The 22,714-nt window shown below is 36.2% G+C and carries 18 protein-coding genes, 1 tRNA gene and 1 pseudogene; 7 read left to right on the top strand and 13 right to left on the bottom strand.

What is annotated here, in order from left to right:
* Window positions 1–8: 8 nt before the first annotated feature.
* The 6 genes and pseudogenes from A9G22_RS11630 to A9G22_RS04715 form a co-directional block, all read right to left on the bottom strand.
* Window positions 9–849, bottom strand: a pseudogene (locus A9G22_RS11630) (integrase core domain-containing protein); the annotation flags it as partial.
* Between the two features lie 374 nt (window positions 850–1,223).
* Complete coding sequence (gene treC / locus A9G22_RS04735) at window positions 1,224–2,894, bottom strand: alpha,alpha-phosphotrehalase (RefSeq protein WP_075508445.1); 1,671 nt, start codon at window positions 2,892–2,894, stop codon at window positions 1,224–1,226.
* A gap of 91 nt (window positions 2,895–2,985) precedes the next feature.
* Window positions 2,986–4,413: a PTS trehalose transporter subunit IIBC gene (gene treB, locus A9G22_RS04730; protein WP_075508455.1), complete on the bottom strand. Its 1,428-nt coding sequence runs from the start codon at window positions 4,411–4,413 to the stop codon at window positions 2,986–2,988.
* A gap of 191 nt (window positions 4,414–4,604) precedes the next feature.
* Complete coding sequence (gene treR / locus A9G22_RS04725) at window positions 4,605–5,570, bottom strand: trehalose operon repressor TreR (RefSeq protein WP_065586419.1); 966 nt, start codon at window positions 5,568–5,570, stop codon at window positions 4,605–4,607.
* A gap of 155 nt (window positions 5,571–5,725) precedes the next feature.
* The gene (locus tag A9G22_RS04720) at window positions 5,726–6,829 is read right to left on the bottom strand and encodes a 5-methylcytosine restriction system specificity protein McrC (RefSeq protein WP_075508444.1); all 1,104 of its coding nucleotides are present in this window, start codon (window positions 6,827–6,829) and stop codon (window positions 5,726–5,728) included.
* Window positions 6,829–8,976, bottom strand: a complete 2,148-nt coding sequence (locus A9G22_RS04715; RefSeq protein WP_075508443.1) for an AAA family ATPase — start codon at window positions 8,974–8,976, stop codon at window positions 6,829–6,831. Before A9G22_RS04715 ends, A9G22_RS04720 begins: the two co-directional genes overlap by 1 nt.
* Window positions 8,977–9,340: 364 nt before the next feature.
* On the opposite strand from A9G22_RS04715, the gene A9G22_RS04710 reads away from it, so the two are divergent.
* Window positions 9,341–9,976: an NAD(P)-dependent oxidoreductase gene (locus A9G22_RS04710; RefSeq protein ID WP_075508442.1), complete on the top strand. Its 636-nt coding sequence runs from the start codon at window positions 9,341–9,343 to the stop codon at window positions 9,974–9,976.
* A 334-nt stretch (window positions 9,977–10,310) separates the two neighbouring features.
* Here A9G22_RS04710 and A9G22_RS11805 read toward each other — a convergent pair whose 3' ends face one another.
* Both A9G22_RS11805 and A9G22_RS11075 read right to left on the bottom strand, forming a co-directional pair.
* Complete coding sequence (locus tag A9G22_RS11805; RefSeq protein ID WP_081296938.1) at window positions 10,311–10,559, bottom strand: NADAR family protein; 249 nt, start codon at window positions 10,557–10,559, stop codon at window positions 10,311–10,313.
* A 29-nt stretch (window positions 10,560–10,588) separates the two neighbouring features.
* A complete protein-coding gene (locus A9G22_RS11075) occupies window positions 10,589–10,798 on the bottom strand; it encodes an NADAR family protein (protein WP_082264504.1) in 210 nt (69 codons plus the stop codon).
* A gap of 640 nt (window positions 10,799–11,438) precedes the next feature.
* On the opposite strand from A9G22_RS11075, the gene A9G22_RS04700 reads away from it, so the two are divergent.
* A tRNA-Met gene (locus A9G22_RS04700) sits at window positions 11,439–11,515 on the top strand.
* A 39-nt stretch (window positions 11,516–11,554) separates the two neighbouring features.
* On the opposite strand, the gene metF is transcribed toward A9G22_RS04700, so the two are convergent.
* From metF to A9G22_RS04680, 4 genes are all read right to left on the bottom strand, one after another.
* On the bottom strand, window positions 11,555–12,430 hold the full coding sequence (metF, locus tag A9G22_RS04695) for a methylenetetrahydrofolate reductase [NAD(P)H] (RefSeq protein ID WP_065586415.1): 876 nt from the start codon (window positions 12,428–12,430) through the stop codon (window positions 11,555–11,557).
* 133 nt (window positions 12,431–12,563) lie between these two features.
* Window positions 12,564–14,837 (bottom strand): 5-methyltetrahydropteroyltriglutamate--homocysteine S-methyltransferase, encoded by a 2,274-nt coding sequence (gene metE / locus A9G22_RS04690; protein ID WP_075508441.1) that lies wholly within the window; start codon window positions 14,835–14,837, stop codon window positions 12,564–12,566.
* A 177-nt stretch (window positions 14,838–15,014) separates the two neighbouring features.
* A complete protein-coding gene (locus A9G22_RS04685) occupies window positions 15,015–15,566 on the bottom strand; it encodes a YagU family protein (RefSeq protein WP_075508440.1) in 552 nt (183 codons plus the stop codon).
* Between the two features lie 493 nt (window positions 15,567–16,059).
* Window positions 16,060–16,554, bottom strand: coding sequence for a hypothetical protein (locus A9G22_RS04680; RefSeq protein ID WP_075508439.1), 495 nt, complete (start codon window positions 16,552–16,554; stop codon window positions 16,060–16,062).
* A gap of 280 nt (window positions 16,555–16,834) precedes the next feature.
* Here A9G22_RS04680 and recN point away from each other — a divergent pair, with 280 nt between their 5' ends.
* From recN to A9G22_RS04655, 5 genes are all read left to right on the top strand, one after another.
* Window positions 16,835–18,496, top strand: coding sequence for a DNA repair protein RecN (gene recN / locus A9G22_RS04675; RefSeq protein ID WP_075508438.1), 1,662 nt, complete (start codon window positions 16,835–16,837; stop codon window positions 18,494–18,496).
* A gap of 52 nt (window positions 18,497–18,548) precedes the next feature.
* Entirely contained in the window at window positions 18,549–19,775 is a 1,227-nt protein-coding gene (coaBC, locus tag A9G22_RS04670; RefSeq protein ID WP_075508437.1) for a bifunctional phosphopantothenoylcysteine decarboxylase/phosphopantothenate--cysteine ligase CoaBC, read from the top strand.
* On the top strand, window positions 19,759–20,217 hold the full coding sequence (gene dut / locus A9G22_RS04665) for a dUTP diphosphatase (protein WP_075508436.1): 459 nt from the start codon (window positions 19,759–19,761) through the stop codon (window positions 20,215–20,217). Before coaBC ends, dut begins: the two co-directional genes overlap by 17 nt.
* Window positions 20,214–20,807: a nucleoid occlusion factor SlmA gene (slmA, locus tag A9G22_RS04660; RefSeq protein ID WP_075508435.1), complete on the top strand. Its 594-nt coding sequence runs from the start codon at window positions 20,214–20,216 to the stop codon at window positions 20,805–20,807. The genes dut and slmA overlap by 4 nt, the downstream gene beginning before the upstream one ends.
* A gap of 61 nt (window positions 20,808–20,868) precedes the next feature.
* Complete coding sequence (locus tag A9G22_RS04655) at window positions 20,869–21,705, top strand: mechanosensitive ion channel domain-containing protein (RefSeq protein ID WP_075508434.1); 837 nt, start codon at window positions 20,869–20,871, stop codon at window positions 21,703–21,705.
* Window positions 21,706–21,762: 57 nt separating this feature from the next.
* Here the strand turns inward: A9G22_RS04655 and cysE are convergent, their stop codons facing one another.
* Window positions 21,763–22,542 (bottom strand): serine O-acetyltransferase, encoded by a 780-nt coding sequence (gene cysE / locus A9G22_RS04650; protein WP_065586437.1) that lies wholly within the window; start codon window positions 22,540–22,542, stop codon window positions 21,763–21,765.
* Window positions 22,543–22,714: the final 172 nt, after the last annotated feature.

Genomic DNA, 22,714 nt, shown 5'->3' with positions numbered 1-22,714 from the left:
CACTTATATTACTCATCGGCATTCATTTTAACAAAATGAGTGTCCGATGCACAAAATAAGTTCTCCAATTGCTTTTTCTTAACCAACCCTTTTGCCCCGTTCCACGTTTGCCATGGTGTTTTTCCATAACAATATTTTTCAGAATGTATCCTTTCTCGGTTGTAAAATTCAAGCTATTGGTCAATGTCGGTTTGTATTTCACTCAATTGCGTGTAAATCTTACGTCGAAATAAAACATCATAACATTCTGTTTTCATCGTCTTATGAAATCGCTCACAAATACCGTTAGTTTGAGGGCTATAGGCTTTGGTCTTGGTGTGTTCAATATCTTCTAGATTAAGATACAGTTCATAAGCATGGCTCTACTTATGACCATTATATTCCGTTCCTCGGTCTGTAAGAATGCGTAAAAGCGGTATTTGTTCACTATCAAAAAAAGACAGCACTTTATCATTGAGCATATCGGCAGCGATGAAACTGTTTTTCTCGGTATCAACTTTAGTAAAAGCAAGTCTGGAATAGGTATCAATGACTGTTTGTTGGTATATTTTCCCCATCCCTTTAATATGTCCCACATAATAGGTATCTTGTGCACATAAATAACCTGGATGATGGGTCTCAATTTCGCCATGCGCTTCTCGTGATGCTTTGGCTTTTTCGAGGGCTTGTAATTGATTTTATGTGAGCACACATCTATCTTGCACCACTTTGATTTCTAGGGGTGATTAGGCGTTTTTTAAAACTTTCTAAATCGTGACGTAGCCAAATTGAACGTACACTACTCCCTGACACCAATATGCCTTTTTGATGGAGTTGATTGGCGACCCGATGTTGACCATAAGCAGGATATTAAAAATGTCCAAAAAAGACCTACATCCATTGCTTGTGGACGACGTCATATCTCTTCTTTTACTTCAATATAAATACCTGTATGGGGAATAGCATCACGATCTTCAGCAAGTAAATGAGCGACATATTCTTCAAGAAACTTCATTGCTAAACTATTTTCAATAGCGTGGATATTTTACAACGCTATTTTATCTTCCATCATCATTCCTCTTTATTTTTTTAGATTTATCCATTTTTTAAACATAATATTATAACTTTTTAGTCTAATTTTTAAATGGAATTTTAATTAAATAAATCAACATATTGTCATTAAAAATCGGCAATTATCATACATAAAAATGGGCCAGCTTTTATTGATAGCCCATATTGCCTGCTTAATCCGCTTGGTGTAACCAATACATGGCTTCATAAGGTCTTAACCTTATTTCAACACCTAACAGAGGACTATCTTGGTAATTACCCAATAACCGCTGCCAGTTTAAGTGTTGTAACGATTTTGGTAATGACCATGTTAACGTTTTATCGGTCAGATTGGTTATCACGAGTAGTTGTTGCTGCTCCGAACGACGCACATAAGCCCAATAATCGGCAATATTGGGGGTGAGGTCTTGATAATCGCCAAAAATAAAGATCGGATATTCTTTGCGTAATTTAATTAAGGTTTGATAGCAATAAAACACCGAATCAGGATCATCTTGTGCCGCTTTAACATTAATTTGTGGATAATTGTTAGCAACCTCAATCCATGGCTCACCTTGCGTAAAGCCAGCGTTGGCGGAACTATCCCATTGCATGGGCGTTCGGCTATTGTCTCTGGATTTGCTGGCTAGAATAGCTAAAATTTCTGCTTTAGACATACCATCTGCTATTTTTTCTTGATAGATGTTAAGACTTTCAACATCTTTATATTGTGAAATATCGGTAAAATGAGGATTTGTCATCCCAATTTCTTCACCTTGATAAAGATAAGGTGTGCCTTGTAAACCATACAGTAGCATCGCCAACATTTTAGCGGATTGTGTGTGATATTGGCTTTCATTGCCAAGGCGTGAGACGATGCGTGGTTGATCATGATTACACCAAAAAATCGCATTCCACGCCTTACCTTGTATGCCCATTTGCCAGTAACCGATAATGTTTTTAAGTTCAATTAAATCTGGTTTGGCTAAACACCACTTATTCCCATTGGGGTAATCGACTTTGAGATGATGAAAATTAAAGGTCATGGTCAACTCTTTACCATCTAAATTGGCATATTTTTGGCAGTTTACTAATGTGGTGGATGACATTTCGCCCACAGTTTTAAGTTGCTTGGGTTGAAATACTTCACGGCTGATCTCTTGTAAAAACTCATGAATTCGAGGTCCATCGGTATAAAATCGTCGTCCATCGCCGTTATCATCAGGGAAATCTTGCTGTTTCGAGACTAAATTAATCACATCCAGTCTGAGGGCATCTACCCCTTTATCGGCCCAAAATTGACACACTTTTTTGATTTCGTTGCGAACAATTGGGTTTTCCCAGTTGAGATCAGCTTGCTCTTTCGCAAATAAGTGCAAATAGTACTGCCTTGATGGTTCATGCCATTGCCATGCTTTACCGCCAAATTTTGAGCGCCAATTGTTAGGCTCTGAGCCATCAGCTTTAGCATCTTTCCAAATATAAAAGGAGCGATAAGGGCTGCTTTTATCTAAAGCGGCTTTGAACCAAGGATGCGCGGTTGACGTATGATTAAACACCATATCCATCATAATTCGGATCCCACGCTGGTGCGCTTGTTTAACCAGTAACTCGAAATCAGCCATTGAGCCATAGCTTGGGTCGATAGCATAATAATCTGATACATCATAACCGTTATCAATTTGTGGGGAAGGGTATATTGGGGTTAACCAAATCGCACTGATCCCCAGCGTTTGTAAATAATCTAAGCGCCGAATAATACCTTGTAGATCACCCGTTGGGCTTGTGCCGCTGGCTTGAAAGCTTTTGACATAAATTTGATAAACAGTACCATTTTGCCACCAAGGAATATTGATTTTGTTCATTGTATTCTCTTTTGTTAATCAGTTAATCGCCCACCGTTTTGTTTATACAATGGCGAATTGTTACTATGTATTGTGTATTGCTTAGTATTACTTAGCGAATATTTAACGTGCCTTTTTTCAGTTTTATCTTGTAAACTACTGAGGTTAAAGCAATTGGCACCACAATTGCCACTAACATAGCAAAGGCATAAATCGTCCAATATATCGGCTTAATCGTTAATATTCCCGGTAATCCCCCAACGCCAATCCCATTAGACAACACTCCGGCTAAACCACAAATTAATCCCGCTAACGCCGAGCCAATCATCGCGCACAACATCGGGAACTTATAGTGTAAATTGATGCCATACATGGCGGGTTCGGTTACCCCTAAATAGGCCGATATCGCCGCCGGCACTGAAACTTCACGTTCTTTTTGTTTTCTGCTGACCAAGATAATACCCACAACTGCCGAGGCTTGCGCAATATTGGATAGAGCGATAATGGGCCAGATTGGTGTTCCGCCCATGCTATTAGTCATCTGCAAATCAATTGCGAGCGTCGTATGATGAATACCGGTAATAACCAGTGGTGAATAGATAAAACCAAAAATGGCTGCGCCAATGAAAGCATAATGTCCCGTCATTAAATATTTAACAATATCAGCCATGCCATTGCCTAACATTCGCCCCACTGGTCCTAAAATAAAATGGGCTAAAAAGACCGAAGTGAGTAACGCAACAATAGGCACAATCACCAAATTTAAATAGTCGGGGACGATTTTTCGTAAATGAGTTTCGATCCAGCCAAGGGCCAACCCTGCAAAAATCGACGGAATCACCTGCGCTTGATAACCGACTTTAGCAATCGTAAACCAACCAAAATCCCACACTTCGGGGATTTTGCTACCAAGATCATAAGCATTCATTAACTGGGGTGAAACCAACGTAATGCCAAGCACAATACCAAGTACCGGCGAACCGCCCATTTTTTTGGTGGTTGACCAACAAATGGCAACCGGTAAAAAGTGGAAAATCGCCTCGCAAGGTAGCCAAAGCAGGCTATAGATCGGCGCTAACCAGGGATAACTTTCGGTAAGAGGCTTGTTATCAATAAATGGCATATCGCCAATGACATTACGCAGCCCCAGTAATAATCCACCCGCGATTAAAGCTGGTAATAGGGGGATAAAGATTTCGGCTAAATTAGAAATCAACCTTTCAAAAACCGACATATTTTGTTTGGCTGCGGTTTTGGTCTGCTCTTTGCTTGTCTCATTTAGATTTAATTGTTGAATAAGTACTTTGTAATAACGATCGACATTAGTACCAATAATCACCTGAAACTGCCCAGCATTAATAAAACACCCTTTGACAAAGGGTAATGCCTCGATGGCATCAATTTTAGCCGCCTTGGGATCAACTAGCGCAAACCTTAACCTTGTCAGACAGTGGGTGACACTCGCAATATTTTTACTGCCACCAACAAAAACGATTAGTTGCTCGATTGATTCTGTGGTTATTTTTAAATCTGTAGCCATAATAACATCCCCTTTTATCGGTAAAAACGCAGCCGACATCATTTTATTTTTATCAATAATCTGGCTGTTTTTTTGATTGAAATTAAGCATAGATTGAATTGCTAAATTAATAAATGGGAACGTTCCCTTTTTTGTGATTTATATCACAAATTAGGATGAAATAAGCACAAATTAAATAACCATGGTTGAAATTAACTTATTAATCGGCAAGGAACGGTAATACTTTTAAACTCAAGATGATTTTGTAACATATTAAGTAACGCTTGCGCCGCATAGCGACCGGCTTGATCAAAGCCCAGTTCAACCGCACATGTTTTAGGAAAAAGAAAACTCAGTAGCTCACTATTGCCAATACTGGCAACGGTAATATGTTTAAGCTGTTTTTCGTGTAAGTATTTATTTAACCCCAACGCAATGGCATCGGTTGCGCAAACAATAGCCGATGGATTTTGTACTAACACAAACTCGGCAAGCTCATAGCCTGAACGGTAACTTAATGGCCCTAAAACCGCATTTGGGTTAAGTTGATATTGCTGGCAAAAATCCACATAGGCTTGATAACGCCGTGCGCCAGTGGTTTGATCTTGTTGCTCAACCCCAATATAACCAATCTTTTGATGTTGTTGCGATTGATATAAATGAGCCAATAACATTTTAACTGCGCCCACATCATCATAACAAATACAAGTATGTGCTGGGAATTTTCGTGCAATCACCACACTTTTATCCTGCCAGACGGATAATAATGACTGCTCAAGCTCTGTAAAGGCAAAGATAACAACGCCATCAGCTTGCTTGTCTTTGAGCATGGATAAATGTTCGTTAACTTTGGCGGTACTAAATTGACTTTCCATAATGATCGGATCATAACCCTGCTGGTAAAAAATAGGCAACATGCTTTGCACCGCTTGATTTTCAGACAGTGAATCAAGCCGAGTGACAATAATCCCAATCACTTTATTCCCATAGCCACGCATCGCCCTAGCCGATTTCGACGGCGTAAATTGATGCTGTTCAATGATTGCCATCACATTGGCGCGGGTACTTGCTTTCACCATTGGATCATGATTAATCACCCGTGAAACCGTCGATTTACTCACCCCACAAAGCTTGGCAATATCTTTAATGGTTAAATGATTTGAGGATCTGTTCATCATAAATTAGTCAACAAAAATCAATAAAATTATACTAAGCTATTTTAGAAAAAATAGCGATTTCAGATTGTTTATTTGGGCTTGGTAAATTGGATTTTTGCTAAACAATAGTTAGAATTAAAATCAGGTAAAAATGATAAAATCTGAATTAGCACGAGTCAAAAACCATGTAATAACGCCAGTAAACTATCTTTAATCGTGTTATTATCTTGCATTAAATCAATAGTACAAAAGGATAATTTATGTCCTTGGATAGTTATATTTTCATTAACTGTCACACCGACAGTCGGGTATAGCAACATGCCAGAGGCGCAAACGGATAAAGGATCGCTATCTTTTTCCTGACTTCTTAAATAAGCATACAATTGATAAAGGTGGTGACTACTAAACGAGTTAGGTCTAAATCGTGATTTTTTTAAAATTGAGGTACATTTAGTATCAATAATTAAACGTTGCATATGACTGCGATTTTCAAGTATTAAATCGGTTTTCATAGTTGGCAAATAGGCGGTGATATTATCGGTCACATTGCTATATTGCCAATTTAATTTTTTACCCGCATAAATAGTCCATTGCCGAGGATCTAAATTTACACGATAAAAGCCAACTATCGCTTTTTCAAATAATTCACGTAACCAATGATCGGTTTTTTTTAGTTGTTCAATGGTATGTAATCCTTGGAATTGAGTGGGAATGGACAAGCTAAAAATCAGTTTTGCTAAAGAGATTAAAGTATTATCTTTAAGATTTGCATGGTTAAAACGCTCCTTTTCATAGCAATAATGCGTTGTTTGACCAATCTTCAACGCAGTAAATTGATGAATGATTTTTCTACATTGTTCAATTAAGATCGCATCGTTTAATTTTTTTACTAATAAATGAGCCGCAGCATGAATATAGCGATTTTTAGGGGTATCAATCGTTAAATCATCATATCGACATTGAATTTTACCTTTTGCCAATAATTGCTTTCGCTGAGTAGTTAAAACCTCTATTTTTCCTCTGACACGATTAAGTGCTTTTGTTGTGAGCTGATAATTTGTAGCAAGGTGATGTATTAACCATTTATTTGCTGCCTGACAATATAGTTTGGCAGCGAGCGTCATTAATTCCTCAGGGTTATTTTCTAGCTCTATTCTCTGTTTTTGCCCTACAGTTTTATAATAATCAGAAGCATAGAGCAAAAGTAGCCATATGTTTCTAATTGGTATTTTGGCAACGGTCGTATTGGTTAATAGCGGATGATTATTTATCGTGGTCATTATTGTCCATTACCTAATAATATATTCATCGCATCGCTAAATTTTTCAGGCTCGCCAAACCAATACTCTTCTAATAGGGGCTCGATTTCTGAACGAACAATATGCTTAAACCAATCTTGCGCAGTCATTTTTTGGTTAGAACAGGTAAAATAGCTATGCCCAATGGTAAATGCCTTGCCGAGTGAACTATCATTACTGATATATTGATTTAATGCCTCTATACGGCGCTTTATATCTTGTAATTGTTGCGGTGAAAAGGCGTGTTTTTCTTGCATATAGTTGAGCCAATTTTCGCCAAAATGAGGACTTAAATGGTAAAAGGCAAAACGACGACGTAAAGCAAAATCGAGCATCGCTAACGAACGATCGGCAATATTCATAGTGCCGATAACATAAAGATTGGCTGGAATAAATACGCCTTTTTCATTTTGGTGTTGGTATGTTAATTCTAATGCCTCATTTGGATTTCGTTTATCAGCTTCAAGTAGCGTTAACATTTCACCAAAAATTTGTGCTGGATTGCCACGATTAATTTCTTCAATCACAATAACATAATTTGATTGAGCATCATTCCTTGCTTGATTAATTATCTCTAAAAAAGGTCCATCAGTCAGCGATAATTTTCCATCACTGGTTGGTCGATAGCCGCGGATAAAATCCTCGTAAGACATATTAGGATGAAACTGAATGGCTTTGATATTCTTTGAATCTTTATAACCAACAATAATATTCGCTAAACGTTTAGCTAACCAAGTTTTACCTGTCCCTGGCGGGCCTTGTAAAATAATATTTTTTTTCAACTTTAAGCTCTTTAATATGGCTTGCAACTGTTGTTCATCAACAAAACAACCCTCATTGATTAGGTCATCTAGGGTATAAGGTTGTTTTATGATTAAAGGTTCAGTAGTATCTTGGTTATTTAAACGCTCTTTAGCTTCATAATCAGTATCTAAGATCGCATTTTCATTGTTACGCAATGCAGTTAAATAAAGTTCAGGATAAGAGTGAACAGGAAAATTTTCATCAGCAAACCTCACAGTTAAATCATCAAGCAATTTCAGATAATCATTACCGCTGAAATCGCTTTTTCTTAAGTTTTTATTTTTGAAAATTTCTACATACTGACTTAAGTAACTTTTTGTTACTTTATCTAACACTAAATAAGCATTAGGACGAATCCAAAATAAACCATTGGTTAGTTGCCAAGAGCAATAAGGTTGCGCCATAACCAAATCAAATTTTTGCTTAAAATCCTCTTGATAATTGTCATCAATATTAGAAAAATTTAAAGCGACAGAATAAAGATCCCAAAGATTATCTATTTCTTGCTGCTGATTTTCTGAATTGGTGAAAAACCAAGAGATTTGATTATTTAATAATGGTATTCCTTCCCAAGAATTCGGTACTGGTTCCTTAACATCAAAAAATTCAGCCCATTTTTGAGCAATGTTTTTCCTGATTTCTTCGGCATTTCCTCTATTAAATGTTCCCAGCACAGTAAAAGGACAAATATCGTGCAAATTTTTATCTATTAAATAGGATAGTTTAAACTCTAAAGCTAGCTGATTAATAAAAGTCATCAGTTTAAGTCTTTTATTTTTATCTTGGTAACTTAACAACTTATCAGCAATTTCCTCATAAAAAGGTATCCATTCTAAGAGTGGTTTATTATTATCGTTGTTGTCACCATAACGAGATTTCCAATATGGAGCATTGCGAAAAGCATCAATATCTTGTGGCTGATCATAAAATGCAAAATTAATTAATTGTTTATTCAGCCAATTATCATTTTTAACACTCCAGATAGTGTTTATATAGGTATAAAAGTACCATTTCTTATTCAGATTAGTTTGTTGCCAATCGACTTCTAACAATTTTCCATCACCTTGATTTTTCGTTACGATACCAATCGCTTTAATTTCCATAACAGAAACAAACAGACCTTTATTATCAAAGGGTAAATTAATTTTTTGATTATAGGTTGATTTGATGGCAACTTTATCGCCAACAGAAATAGATTTTACGTTATCCAAAAGTTTATTATCATAACCATTTTGCCAGATACCTGAACTAATAAAATTCTCTGTTTGGTCCTTATTACCTTTAAATTTTGCACCTAAAAACCAATATGTTTTTATCTCGTCCAATTGCTTTCCTTTCTGATTATGTTATTTATTTTTATGTATATTCTAAAATAATTTATTGTTAACCAAAAATAGAATGTTGATAATTTTTTGCTGACTATTGTTATCAAGTTATTTATGTTTTTACAATACATAATCAAATAGTAAAATTGTAAAAAATAGATGGTTTTTAATAACGCCATTAATGCCTTAAAAATGTTGTGCATGCATAGCTGATTGAATTTTTGTGTAAAATGATCTTATTATTCGGCAAATAAAATGGGTTAAATTAGGCTATAAAATTATTCATCATAATAAATTGTCGATCACAAAGCGGACATAAGATGTAATATCATGTCACTCATTAAACGCTTGAAAGGAGCAAAGTATGAAAATTGCAGTTATTGGTGCGAGTGGTAAAACAGGGCAACTTTTAGTCAAAGAGGCGATTTCACGAGGGCATGACGTTACCGCAATAGTGCGTAAAGCGAGTCAACAGCTCGATCCAAAAGCAAATGTGCTAATTAAAGATCTGTTTGAATTAACCTATACTGATTTAAAACCCTTTGATGTGATTATCGATGCATTTGGTACTTGGGCACTGGAATCACTGCCGTTACATCAAACCAGTTTAAAGCATTTAACGGATATATTAAGCGGTAAAACAAATCGCCTATTAGTGGTGGGGGGAGCTGGCAGTTTATATGTTAATCCACAGCATTCACTACGTTTGGTTGATTCACCTGATTTTCCTGATGCATTTAAACCATTAGCCACCAATATGGCCAAAGCACTTGATGCGCTTAGAACGTGCGATGATGTGCAATGGACTTATTTAAGCCCAGCCATTGAGTTTAACGCTGAGGGGAAAAGAACTGGACATTATATCTTGGGTGGTGAAGAAGTCTTATTTAACAGCCAAGGAAAAAGCCAAATCAGTTATGCCGATTATGCCATTGCCATGATTGATGAAGCAGAAAAAGCCAAACATATTAAGCAACGTTTTACCGTTGCTAGTGAGTAATATTGCTAAAATACTGCAAATAAGCTTTCTTATACAGAAATAAGCACCGATTTTCCATAATAACAAATACAATATCCCGACATATTTTCCAACACGTTTCCAGGTTTATTATTTTTAGAAACGAGTTGGATCTGACTTGGGATATTTTTGAATTTTAATGAAAAAATGAATTTAACGGCAACGTATTAACCAGAAGTGGGGAGTAGGCAAAGTCAAAAGTTTTGTCAATAAGTTTCAGGTAACTATGCATTTAAGTATAAAAAATAGTTGTTTAGGCAAAAAATAGACCTAAAAAAGCAAATATTCATCATCTCTTTTAATGACTAAATTTAGATTACGCTTTTAGAACCTCTCTCACTTGCATCAAAACTTTACCAAGTAGGTTTTTGCCGCGCCATTTCGTTATATTAAATCTCATTTCGTCATCAATGCTTAAACTAATTCCCCAAATCTTGTCATATGGACTAGCTTCGGCTAACACTTTATCTTTGGTGGATAATAGATATTGTTTAAGCTCACCATTTTGCGAAAACTTGGCATAATTACCGGCAAAAACACTCTCTTTTTTATGCTGATTCCAGATATTTTCATCAAAATGACGTACTGCTTGCCCTAGTTTTTTTGCATTTTAGATAACGGGATAGCTAAAATGGCGTTGGCACTATCGATATCTTTAAATAACAACACTTTAGAATACATCATCCACTGTTCTGCACTAGAAAATTGAATATTATCAATAACAAAATGGCAAGGATACCACTGAGACAAATAATGATCAGGGCTAAAAAAGAAAATCATTTTCTTCTTTCCGACGTGTTTCATCGATTGAAATCGCTCCTGTTACAGAAAAATAAACTTATCAATAAAACCTAACTATTGATCAAAGTGACAAAGATTGTATTGGTTTTATCGCATGATTGCTAATATAAAAAATCGGTTATGAGTAATCAGTTCTCATGTTAATAGATAGTTTTGCCTATGTCAGTTATTTTCAATATTTAAAAGACAATAAAGAATTCAAATGTGAATATTTTTTAGATGATGATAATAATCTTGAATATAATAAAAAAAAATCATTAAGTTATTCCCGCAATATTCTCTCGCTTATGCTAATAAAACTAGGCTATTTTTAGCATAGAGTCGCAATAATTACCTTACTCTTTTATATAAAGCTTGTGAATTCTGATAAAAACAGCTCAGGTAGCGCATTGATTTTATTGAAGTTTTATTTCAAGTTTTTAAGTAAAGTCAAATAGTTATAGGGTGATTGCTATTTTAGTGTAGTTAGGTTTCTGGCATATTCGGTTTTAACGAAAATAAAAATACGGGTCAAAACGTTTAGGCAGGTGTGTTTATGTAAAAAAATACGCCATATTTACTCAAGAATGTTTAAAAATGTGGCATTTGAGTTAAAAAGGTATTGCTTTATTATTTTATTACTATAATATAGCCATCTCTTTGACGCGGGGTGGAGCAGCTTGGTAGCTCGTCGGGCTCATAACCCGAAGGTCGTTGGTTCAAATCCAGCCCCCGCAACCAATTCCTATCAATCCTTGATATATCCTTTTTTCATCATCACTATTTTGATTTTGGTACAGCTAATAATGTTGCGACAGCTTCGCTAATGCGTCTGGCTATGTAGCTATTGTTCATAGTGTATAAATGAATGCCATCCACATTTTGTGAAACTAAATCAACAATCTGATCGATTGCATAAGCAATACCGGCATCACGAAATGCATCAGGATGATGTTCATATTTTTCCATCATTTGTTTGAATTTTTTCGGTAAATTCACTCCACACATCGATACCATGCGCTCAATTTGGTTTTTATTAGTCACTGGCATAATGCCGGCTTCGATGGGCACATTAATGCCCATATCGTGTGCTTTATCTAAAAATGCATAAAAATAGTCGTTATCAAAAAATAGCTGTGAAATAAGTTGATCAGTACCGGCATTGACCTTTTCTTTTAAGTGGATCAGATCTTGTTTTAGTGTTGATGCTTCAAGATGACCTTCTGGATAACATGCGCCAATCACGTTAAAATCACCGTTTTCTTTAATAAAGGTCACCAGTTCGCTGGCAAAACGAAAATCATCTTTGGGCGGTACATTCGGGCTGATGTCGCCACGCAAAGCAAGCACATTATCAATCCCTGCACATTTAAGATCGTGTAGGATTTTTTGCATTTCGGCTTTATCAAAATTGATCCCCGGTAAGTGCGCAACACTTTCGATGCCATAAGTATGTTTAACCGAATGCGCAATATCAATGGTGGTTTGACCATTTAAGCTACCTCCTGCGCCATAAGTGACACTGATAAAATCGGGCTTAAAATAACCCAGTTCACGCAGCGTGCTATAAATGGTTGCTAAAGGTGAGGTTTTTTTAGGGGGAAAAACTTCAAAAGAGAACACCGTTTTTTGATTAAATAATAGATTTGTTTTCATTTGTATTATCCATTCGTTATATCACTCATTCTCCTTATTGACATTTCCGCCACCCAAATAGGTGACGGAAGTGTCAGGATTAACAAATTATGATGTTTTAGTAAATAAGCTTAACGATTTTGTAAAATAGTGCCTAATTCAGTGTTTTTCTTACTGCTAATGTAGCCTCAACAAGATGCTGCAAGCTTTCAATTACTTCTTTTTCGCCACGTGTTTTTAAACCGCAATCTGGATTAATCCATAATTTTTGCTTATCAATTTTCGCCAGTAATTTTTCAATCGTCGCTTTAATTTCAGCAACAGGCGGAACGCGTGGCGAATGGATATCGTAAACACCTGGCCCAACTTCGGTTTTAAAATTATTGGCATTGAGCACATCAATTAATTGCAGATTAGAGCGAGAGGCTTCGAACGAAATCACATCAGCATCCATTGCATCAATATCTTTAATGATGTCAGCAAATTCGCTATAACACATATGCGTGTGAATTTGGGTATCAGCTTGGACTTTGCTGTGTACTAATCTAAATGCCGGAATCGCCCAATCAAGATATTCGCTGTTCCAATCCGCTTTACGCAGTGGTAATTTTTCTTTTAAGGCGGCTTCGTCAATTTGGATAATCTTAATGCCAGCCGCTTCAAGATCTAACACTTCATCACCAATGGCTAATGCTATTTGGAATACCGATTCTTTTTGAGAGATATCTTCCCGTGGGAATGACCAATTTAGAATAGTCACAGGCCCTGTTAACATGCCTTTAACAGGTTTATCAGTCAGGCTTTGTGCATATTTTGAATATGCAACCGTAATTGGTTTAGAGCGTGAAATATCCCCCCAAACAATCGGTGGCTTAACGCAACGAGTACCGTAAGATTGCACCCAAGCTTTTTCGGTAAACACAAAGCCATTTAGGCTTTCACCAAAATATTCGACCATGTCATTACGCTCAAATTCACCATGCACTAACACATCAATGCCAATTTCTTCTTGTAATTTAATACACTCAGCAATTTTTTGTTGGTTAAATTCAGTGTATTGGTTCAAGCAAATTTCGCCTTTTTTGAATTTAGCACGATTTAAACGCACATCAGGCGTTTGCGGGAATGATCCAATGGTTGTGGTTGGTAATAATGGTAAATTAAAGGCCTTTTTCTGCGCTGCTTCACGCACTGGAAACTCAGGTAAACGGGTAAAATCAGACGCGCTTAATGCCGCCACTTTTTGGCGAACCGCTTGGTTTGCACCTTCACGTTCACGGGTAAATAGTGTTTGATTGGTTTTATAAGCTGCATGGTTATCAGGATTTGCATCATTAAATAACTGACCAAGTTCAGCCAATTCTTGTAGCTTTTCTTGAGCAAAAGCAAAATAAGCACGTTGTTGAATAGTTAATTTGGTCTCATTTTGTAAGGTATAAGGAACATGCAGTAATGAACAAGATGTATTTATCACAATATTTGTGGCTTTTTGTTTTATTTGACCAAGTAAAGCTAAGGTTTTTTGATAATTATTTTTCCAGATATTTTTACCATTAACCACACCAGCAAATAATACTTTATCAGCTGGGAAGCCATTATTTTCAAGTAAAGCTAATGACTGTTTACCTTCAACAAAATCAAGCCCAATCCCATCAAAAGGTAAAGCGACAAGTTCTTTATAACAATCACGCACATCACCAAAATAGGTTTGTAGAACAATTTTGGTGTTACCTTTAACTGATAATATTGCTTGATAAAGTTCGGTAAATAAGGCGATATCGTCTTTATTTAGATCGGTCACTAAAATTGGCTCATCAATTTGAATCCACTCAGCGCCAAGCGTTGTGAATTTTTGGATGATCTCTTGATAAGCTTTAATAATATCTGCTTTAAAATCGACCAGTTGTTTGTTGCCTAAGTATTGTGCTAATTTAAAAAAGGTTAATGCGCCAATCACAACAGGTTTGGTTTGCACGCCTAGTGCTTTGGCTTCTTGATATTCATCAAAAGGTTTTGTACCTGTTAACTTAATCTGTACTGAATCTTCAATTTCAGGCACTAAATAGTGGTAATTGGTATTAAACCATTTTTTCATAGCCAGCGCGCGCACATCGCCTTTTTCGCCCTGATAACCACGCGCCATCGCAAAATAGCGGTCAAGTTCAGGTAAACCTAAATCTTGATAACGTTTTGGGATCACATTCAATAAGCATGCGGTATCAAGTACGGCATCATAAAATGAAAAATCATTCGATGAAATAAAAGCAATTTTTTGTGCCGCTTGTTGTTTTAAGTGCTCAGCACGTAACGCTTTGGCTTCGTTTAATAATTCAGCTTGGGTTTTATTACCTTTAAAATAAGCTTCTGTTGCAAATTTGAGTTCGCGAAGCTTACCAACACGAGGATATCCAATAACAGCAGTATTCATTTTTGTTCCCTTTTTATCCATTTTCTTCAGTGATAAAGAAGATAACAAAAAAAACAGGTATTGAATAATTATAGTTTTTTATTAGTTGTTATAGTTTTTAACTATATCTAATAAAATAAAAAATCCCACTATGGTTAAATAGTAGGATTCAAAATTAATTAATAAAAGCTAAGCCAGCTATTGACGCCACTTGCCATGAATTGGTCTTGAAAAATGAGCAAGTACAGCAATCATACAAATTTCAATCGATACGCCCCAATAGATATGACCTAAAAATTCACTCCATAGCTCATAGCCATTTAAATTCCATAACCAACCAACAGTACCTTCCACATCATAAATAGGGTGACGAAAACCTAGTAATGGAATTAAAAAACCATGCATAGCGATAGTAACAAGAATGCCAAAAAATGCCCCATACCATAATCGAATATTATTCCAAAAATAGGCAACATAAACATATACAAAAGCAAAGGCAAAACTAAATAGCCAATGATAAAGTGTCACTGCACCAGAGACAGTATTTATTTGATAAATATAATCAAGCGAATGAGAATCAATATCTAACCAACCAAGCCAAGCATCAATGTGGGCTGCAGGCGGCGAAATTTCCCCTGGAACACGAGGGGGCATATTAACTTCAGACCCCCACTTAACTAAAGCACTCATAAAACCACCAATGATAGTAGTCCAAATAATTACTTGGCGATTTGTTTTATTTCCAAACATACTCGGTTTTCCATAGTTATAATAAATAGGTGTTTGGATTATACTGCACAGTAGTTTGAGATAAAAGAAGAATAAATAGGATTGGTTGATTGTAAAAGTGATTGGAATAATGGAGGATAATTTATTTATAAAACGTTTTGTATTGCTTTGAGGAAAAAGTAATTTTTAGAGCAATTTGTTTTGTTGATAAATAATTGAGCACGGTAATCATGTAAAACTAACTTAACTAGATCATTGTGTATGATGATTTATTATTAAAACGGTATAGAATTCTGGATATTTTTTACAAAAAATATAACTTAAAAAGTGAACGGGTAGAATGATTTGATTAATAACTGCTTAGAGTGACATATGCTACATTATTTTTCGTTTGATCTTACAATGTGATAGGGTTGGTATTAAGTTGGCAGTTTAGAATATTATCAAGAGTTTAGAGAGTACACAGTTAAGGTGATGGAGGGAGCAAAGTAGAATTGGCCCTATAAGTAGAGTCTTATATTTTAATAATCATTGAAGTAAATTGAGCTAACCAATTCTCATACGATAATACGTGTTTAACTAATCCTCTTATATCAGCAATATCATATATAGCATAAAAAATTGCATCTTGATTAGGAATTCTTTTTGCAGCAAAATGAGCAAAAATATTTCTATGGTTTCTTCGAAATTTTATTTCTTCAAGTTTTTCTTCTGCCTCTTTTCTTTGTTCATAGTTTAGCCTTAATTCTGAAAGACAAGATATAATTTTATTAACTAAATTAGGAATAATATGTAATTCTTTTTGACTTGTAATTAAAATTCCTTTTTCGTTTAATACATTAAAACAACGCCTAATGTTTAAATCAATAAAATTGTAAGTTTGTATATACATACCTAATATTCTAAAGTCTTCGTGAGTTAAATTTTCTAACAACTCAACTTCAAATTTTTTAAATTCATTTTCCAATGCTAATGTTTTTTCAGTCCTAAATTCTTCTGGTAATCCCATTTTATTTCTCTTTTGTTTAATTTTTATCTAAAATAATAAATCAATCTAATTTAGAATGAATTATATCTTTACATTCAACTTACCGTAATTGATGCACAATCTCAACTAATTCATTTTTTAAATTAAACCTAATCATTATTGTCAATATTGATACGACAGAATAACCCCATATGCTTCCCCCAAAACACCTCAAAAAATAAAAACAATCACCTGTATTTATTTACAGTGGTTTTACTGCTATACTGCCAATATTATAACTAGCCTTATGTATTAATTTATTATGATAACTCAACTAACTATTAATAATTTTGCTATTGTGGATCAGCTTCTTGTCGATTTTACTTCGGGTATGACCGCTATTACGGGTGAAACGGGCGCGGGGAAATCTATTGCTATTGATGCATTGGGATTATGCTTGGGTAATCGTTCTGATGCCTCATCTATTCGGCATGGTGCTGATCGTGTTGATATTTCGGCTTGTTTTGTGCTGGATGATACGCCGGCTGCATTTGCGTGGTTGAGCGAAAATCAGCTTGATGAGGGCAATGAATGCATTTTACGCCGAGTGATTAATCAAGATGGGCGTTCTAAAGCATTTATTAATGGTCGTGCGGTACCTATTTCGCAATTAAAAGATTTGGGGCAAATGTTGATTCAAATTCATGGGCAACATGAACATCAACGGCTGTTACGCAGTGATTATCAACAGCTGTTACTAAATCATTATATGAATGAATCCACCTTGCTTGCCCAAATGCAGCAAGCCTATAAACAGTGGAAAGAAGCAACACGAGCCTACCAGCAATACCAAACCTCACGACAAGAGCGTGAGGCGCATATGCAACTTTTGCAATATCAGTTAAAAGAGTTAAACGAATTTTCGCCAATTTCTGGTGAATATCAGCAAATTGATGAAGAATACAAACGATTATCCAACAGTGAACAATTGATCCATCTGAGCCAACAATCTGTGTTGTTGTTAGATGAAGCCGATGAATATAACGTCAGTAATTTACTCAGAAATGTTAAAAATAGTGTTCAAGAGCTGGCAGAGCTCGATCCCACTTTAAATAATGTTTATAACATGCTTGAAGAGGCTTCCATTGAGATTAAAGAAGCAAGCGATGAACTTCGGCATTATAATGAACGTTTAGAGCTCGATCCGGCACGCATCATGCAACTTGAACAGCGATTATCTAAACAAATTGCTTTAGCGCGTAAACATCATGTTGCCCCCGAAGCATTACCTGATTTGCATCAAACCTTGTTGGCTGAATTTAAACAGCTAAATCAGCAAGATGAACAAAATGAACAACTTAAAACCGATATTAGCAAATACCATCAAATCGCCGTTGACATTGCCGCTAAATTACATCAAAAAAGGTTAACGATAAGCAAAACATTAGCTAAAAAAGTAACGACCATTATGCATGAATTATCCATGCCTAATGGGCAATTTAGTATCGATATCGCTTTTGACGGGAATCGATTAAATGAAGATGGCGCCGATCAAGTCACTTTTTTAGTCAGTACCAATGCCGGTCAAAGCCCACAACCGCTCGCTAAAGTAGCATCTGGCGGTGAATTATCACGTATCGCCTTAGCCATTCAAGTTTTAACGGCGCAAAAAATGGATACGCCAGCTTTAATCTTTGATGAAATTGATGTCGGTATCAGTGGTCCAACTGCCGCAAAAGTAGGGCAACTATTAAGGCAACTTGGGCAATCAACCCAAGTGATTACCGTTACCCATTTACCACAAGTGGCAGGGCAAGCAAATCAGCACTATTTTGTGAGTAAACAAACAAATAGCAAACAAACTTCAACCGACATGCAAAAATTAGATAAAAATGGACGGTTAAATGAGTTAGCCAGATTATTAGGTGGCGATAAAATTACAGAGGCAACATTAGCTAATGCGAAAGAGCTACTTATTATCTAACTGAATTGTGGTAATATAGCGCTTTCATCTTAGGTGTGAAGGAAGCTTGATCATGAGTCTATCGGGTAAACGTATTTTGTTAGGCATTACTGGTGGCATTGCTGCTTATAAATGCCCTGATCTGGTTCGCCATTTAAAAAAAGCAGGCGCACAAGTGCATGTCGTGCTGACAAATTCTGCTAGTCATTTTGTGGCTAAAATGACGCTACAAGCCGTTTCTGGCAATCAGGTATCTTGTGATCTCTTCGATCCATCTGCCGAGCTTTCTATGAGTCATATTGAACTTGCCAAATGGGCAGATTTAGTCTTAATTGCACCGGCAACCGCCAATATTATAGCCAAAATGGCCAACGGTATTGCTGATGACCTGTTATCAACGATTTGCTTAGCCACATCTGCACCGATTGCCATAGCGCCTGCAATGAATCAACAAATGTATAAAGCTGCAGCAACGCAACATAATTTATCAGTATTAGCCTCAAGAAATACTTTAATTTTAGGACCAGATAACGGGTTCCAAGCCTGTGGAGATATTGGACCTGGGCGTATGCTTGAGCCACATGCTATTGTTGAACAAATTGCACACTATTTTAAAGCCACTTCTGCACTTTCAGATATATCTATTACCATTACAGCAGGCCCAACAATCGAAGAAATCGATCCAGTTCGTTACATTAGTAATTACAGTTCAGGAAAAATGGGCTTTGCAATTGCAAACGCAGCCGCTCAAATGGGCGCTACAGTCACATTAATTAGTGGTCCGGTTCATTTAGATACACCAAATCATGTTAACCGAATTGACGTTAAAAGCGCTAAACAGATGTACGATGAAGCATTAAATCACGCGCAAAAATCAACTATTTTTATTTCGTGCGCGGCGGTTGCTGACTATCATGCTAAAACAATTGCGACGCAAAAAATCAAAAAAACTAGCGATAACAATGAACTTATTATTGAATTAGTGAAAAACCCCGATATTGTAGCAAGTGTCGCAGCATTAAAAACGCATCGTCCTTTTGTAGTAGGATTTGCTGCTGAAACTCACGATGTCAAAGCTTATGCACTAAAAAAATTAACCACAAAAAACCTAGATTTAATTTGCGCTAATGATGTTTCAGACAAAACCATCGGCTTTAATTCCGACAAAAATGCATTAACGCTATATTGGCAAAACGGTGAGCAAACATTGCCATTAAGTAGTAAACAACAATTAGCAACACAGTTACTTCAAGCAGTTATAACACGATATAAAGCGAGTCACGATGAAGAGAAAAATTGATATAAAAGTATTAGACCAACGTTTAGGTCATGAATTTCCACTCCCTACCTATGCAACCGCAGGATCTGCTGGCATTGATTTACGCGCGATGTTTGATAAAACCACTGAAATCAAACCTGGTGAAACTATCTTAACGCCGACGGGGTTATCAATGCATATTGCCGATCCTAATCTGGCCGCTTTAGTATTACCGCGTTCAGGCCTTGGCTCAAAAAATGGTATCGTGCTTGGTAATTTGGTTGGTTTAATCGATTCTGATTATCAAGGTCAACTATTTGTTCCCGTTTGGAATCGTAGTCAAACACCTTTTATTATTGAAGCAGGTGATCGCATTGCTCAATTAATCATTGTTCCGGTTGTACAAGCAGAATTTAACATCGTTGATGAGTTTATTGAGTCAGCACGCGGTGAGGGTGGATTTGGACATTCGGGTAAAAAATGATTGTGAGCAGCAAAAATAAAAATCGTAAAGAAGATATCTTACAAGCATTGGCAAAGATGCTTGAATCCAATGAAGGCACTCAAAGAATTACGACAGCTAAATTAGCTGCAACAGTCGGTGTTTCTGAAGCAGCGCTATATCGACACTTTTCAAGCAAAACGAAAATGTTTGAAAGCTTAATTGTCTATATTGAAGATATCTTATTGTCTCGCATTAATGTGATTATACAAGATGAGCCTAATACTTTTACTCGCTTGCAGCTGATTCTAGCGTTGATATTGGGCTTTTCTGAAAAAAATCCCGGATTAACTAGAATTATGACGGGGCATGCGTTAATGTTTGAACAAGAACAGTTACAAGAACGTATTAGCCAACTATTTGAACGTATTGAGACCCAAATCAAACAAGTTTTACGTGAACGAAAAATTCGTGAAGGTGTCGCTTTCATCACTGATGAACGTATTTTATCCAGTCAGTTATTAGCTTTTTGTGAAGGTATGATGGCACGTTATTCTCGTTCAGGATTTAAATTTCTACCAACCACTAATTTTGATACACGTTGGAATTTATTAGCCAAGCAGTTAGTTTAATTAATTTTGTACAAATTCCCTTTGACAAAAATTTCTTTTACCTATTACTGAGGATAATAATATGAATGTTGAAGATTTTTTAAATTATGCTCTTTCATTTATCAAAAAATATGATGGGGTTGTATTTAGCTATATTGCTCATTTCTTCTTTGCCATTATTATTTTTGCTATTGGTAGAACCGTCGCAAGTTTGCTCAGCAACCAATTAAAGCGCATATTATTTAACCGTCACGTTGATCCGACTGTTGTTAAATTTGTTAGTGCGCTGTCGTACTATGTCATCATTATCATGACATTGGTTGCTGTTTTGGGTCAATTAGGGGTGCAAACAGCTTCCATTGTTGCTGTTATTGGTGCAGCGGGATTAGCTATTGGTTTGGCATTACAAGGCTCGCTGTCTAATTTTGCAGCTGGAGTTATTTTAATTATTTTTCGCCCATTTAAAGTGGGTGAAACAGTCGTCATTAATAGTCTGCAAGGTATTATTGATTCTATACAAATTTTTTCAACCTCTATTGTTACACCAACTAATGAATTAGTCGTGATCCCGAATAGTCAGGTCGTGAGCGCCAATATTATTAACTATACTCGTTTACCTGAAAGGCGTTTAGATTTAGTGATTAATGTGGGTTATAATTCAGATATTCAAAATGTTTATCAAGTGCTAAAACAAGCGGTTGGTAAAACTAGTAATATATTAACATCTAAAGAAACGACTATTCGATTAGATGTCTTAGATGCTTCTTCAATGAATTTTAATGTATTAGTTTGGACATTAAATGAAAATTATGGCACCGTAAAAGGGGAGCTACTTGAAAATATCAAAAATGGATTAACTGAAAATCATATCAATATTCCTTATCCAACCATGGATGTAAATGTTAACACTAAGTCGTAATTTATTAAAAACTCCGTCGATGCCCAGTGACGGAGTTTGTTTATTCTTTAATAGCGATTAAATATCTTGATCCATATTTAAAGCAGGTTTTTCACAATCAGGGCAACCCACCACTTTTGCAGGTACACCCACAACAGTTGTATGCGGTGGCACAGGATCTAACACGACGGAACCTGCACCAATTTTAGCCCCTTTACCTATTTCAATATTACCTAAAATCGTTGAATGCGCACCGATCATCACTCCTTCGCGTATTTTAGGATGACGATCACCATTTTGTTTTCCTGTGCCACCTAAGGTGACTGATTGCAAGATAGAAACATCGTTTTCGATCACAACCGTTTCACCAATCACAATCCCCGTTGCGTGATCAAACATGACTCCACAGCCAATTTTTGCCGCGGGGTGAATATCAACGCCAAACACTATTGCAATCTGGCTTTGTAAAAAAATGGCCAATGATTTACGATTTTGCTGCCAAAGCCAATGAGCAATGCGATAAGCTTGTAACGATAAAAAGCCTTTATAATAAAGCAGTGGCGTTGAGTAATAATTAGTCGCTGGATCGCGAATATAGACAGCCATAATATCGCTTATTGCTGATTGAATAATAGTTTCGTCAGCTTGATAAGCCTGCCGAGCAATTTCTCGAATTTCAATAGCTGGCATAACCTGAGAAACAAGCTTGTTAGCCAAAATATAGCTTAAGGCACTATCTAGGTTTTCATGATTAAGCAAAGTTGCATGGAAATAACTGGCTAGCATCGGTTCACTTTCAACTAATGCTGAGGCTTCTTGTCGAATGGTTTGCCATAATATCTGGGGGTTAACAACTATTTTTGCATCGTTCACAACAAGTTCCTATACATATTAACTAAAATTGCTAACATTGTTTCGCAAACTTACCTTGGAAGCAAGTATTGTATTGATTTAAAATCAACTATTTGAATAGCGATAAAGCTATTTTTATTATCGTGTTTTAGGTTGTTTTTAGTTTGTCTATGGCGTG

The organism is Gilliamella sp. App2-1 (assembly GCF_001690255.1).
GTDB classification, from domain to species: Bacteria; Pseudomonadota; Gammaproteobacteria; order Enterobacterales; family Orbaceae; genus Gilliamella; species Gilliamella apicola_G.
Note: the sequence above shows the minus strand (reverse complement) of the source record. Positions and strands in the feature narration are given on the sequence as shown.

Excerpts from the sequence above, each read along its gene's own strand:
- A9G22_RS04655 (WP_075508434.1), top strand. The coding sequence starts at position 20,869 with ATGAATGTTGAAGATTTTTTAAATTATGCTCTTTCATTTATCAAAAAA.
- coaBC (WP_075508437.1), top strand. The coding sequence starts at position 18,549 with ATGAGTCTATCGGGTAAACGTATTTTGTTAGGCATTACTGGTGGCATT.
- treB (WP_075508455.1), bottom strand. The coding sequence starts at position 4,413 with ATGGCTACAGATTTAAAAATAACCACAGAATCAATCGAGCAACTAATC.
- treR (WP_065586419.1), bottom strand. The coding sequence starts at position 5,570 with ATGATGAACAGATCCTCAAATCATTTAACCATTAAAGATATTGCCAAG.
- recN (WP_075508438.1), top strand. The coding sequence starts at position 16,835 with ATGATAACTCAACTAACTATTAATAATTTTGCTATTGTGGATCAGCTT.
- A9G22_RS04710 (WP_075508442.1), top strand. The coding sequence starts at position 9,341 with ATGAAAATTGCAGTTATTGGTGCGAGTGGTAAAACAGGGCAACTTTTA.
- A9G22_RS11075 (WP_082264504.1), bottom strand. The coding sequence starts at position 10,798 with ATGAAACACGTCGGAAAGAAGAAAATGATTTTCTTTTTTAGCCCTGAT.
- dut (WP_075508436.1), top strand. The coding sequence starts at position 19,759 with ATGAAGAGAAAAATTGATATAAAAGTATTAGACCAACGTTTAGGTCAT.
- metE (WP_075508441.1), bottom strand. The coding sequence starts at position 14,837 with ATGAATACTGCTGTTATTGGATATCCTCGTGTTGGTAAGCTTCGCGAA.
- treC (WP_075508445.1), bottom strand. The coding sequence starts at position 2,894 with ATGAACAAAATCAATATTCCTTGGTGGCAAAATGGTACTGTTTATCAA.
- metF (WP_065586415.1), bottom strand. The coding sequence starts at position 12,430 with ATGAAAACAAATCTATTATTTAATCAAAAAACGGTGTTCTCTTTTGAA.
- A9G22_RS04720 (WP_075508444.1), bottom strand. The coding sequence starts at position 6,829 with ATGACCACGATAAATAATCATCCGCTATTAACCAATACGACCGTTGCC.
- A9G22_RS04680 (WP_075508439.1), bottom strand. The coding sequence starts at position 16,554 with ATGGGATTACCAGAAGAATTTAGGACTGAAAAAACATTAGCATTGGAA.
- A9G22_RS04685 (WP_075508440.1), bottom strand. The coding sequence starts at position 15,566 with ATGTTTGGAAATAAAACAAATCGCCAAGTAATTATTTGGACTACTATC.
- slmA (WP_075508435.1), top strand. The coding sequence starts at position 20,214 with ATGATTGTGAGCAGCAAAAATAAAAATCGTAAAGAAGATATCTTACAA.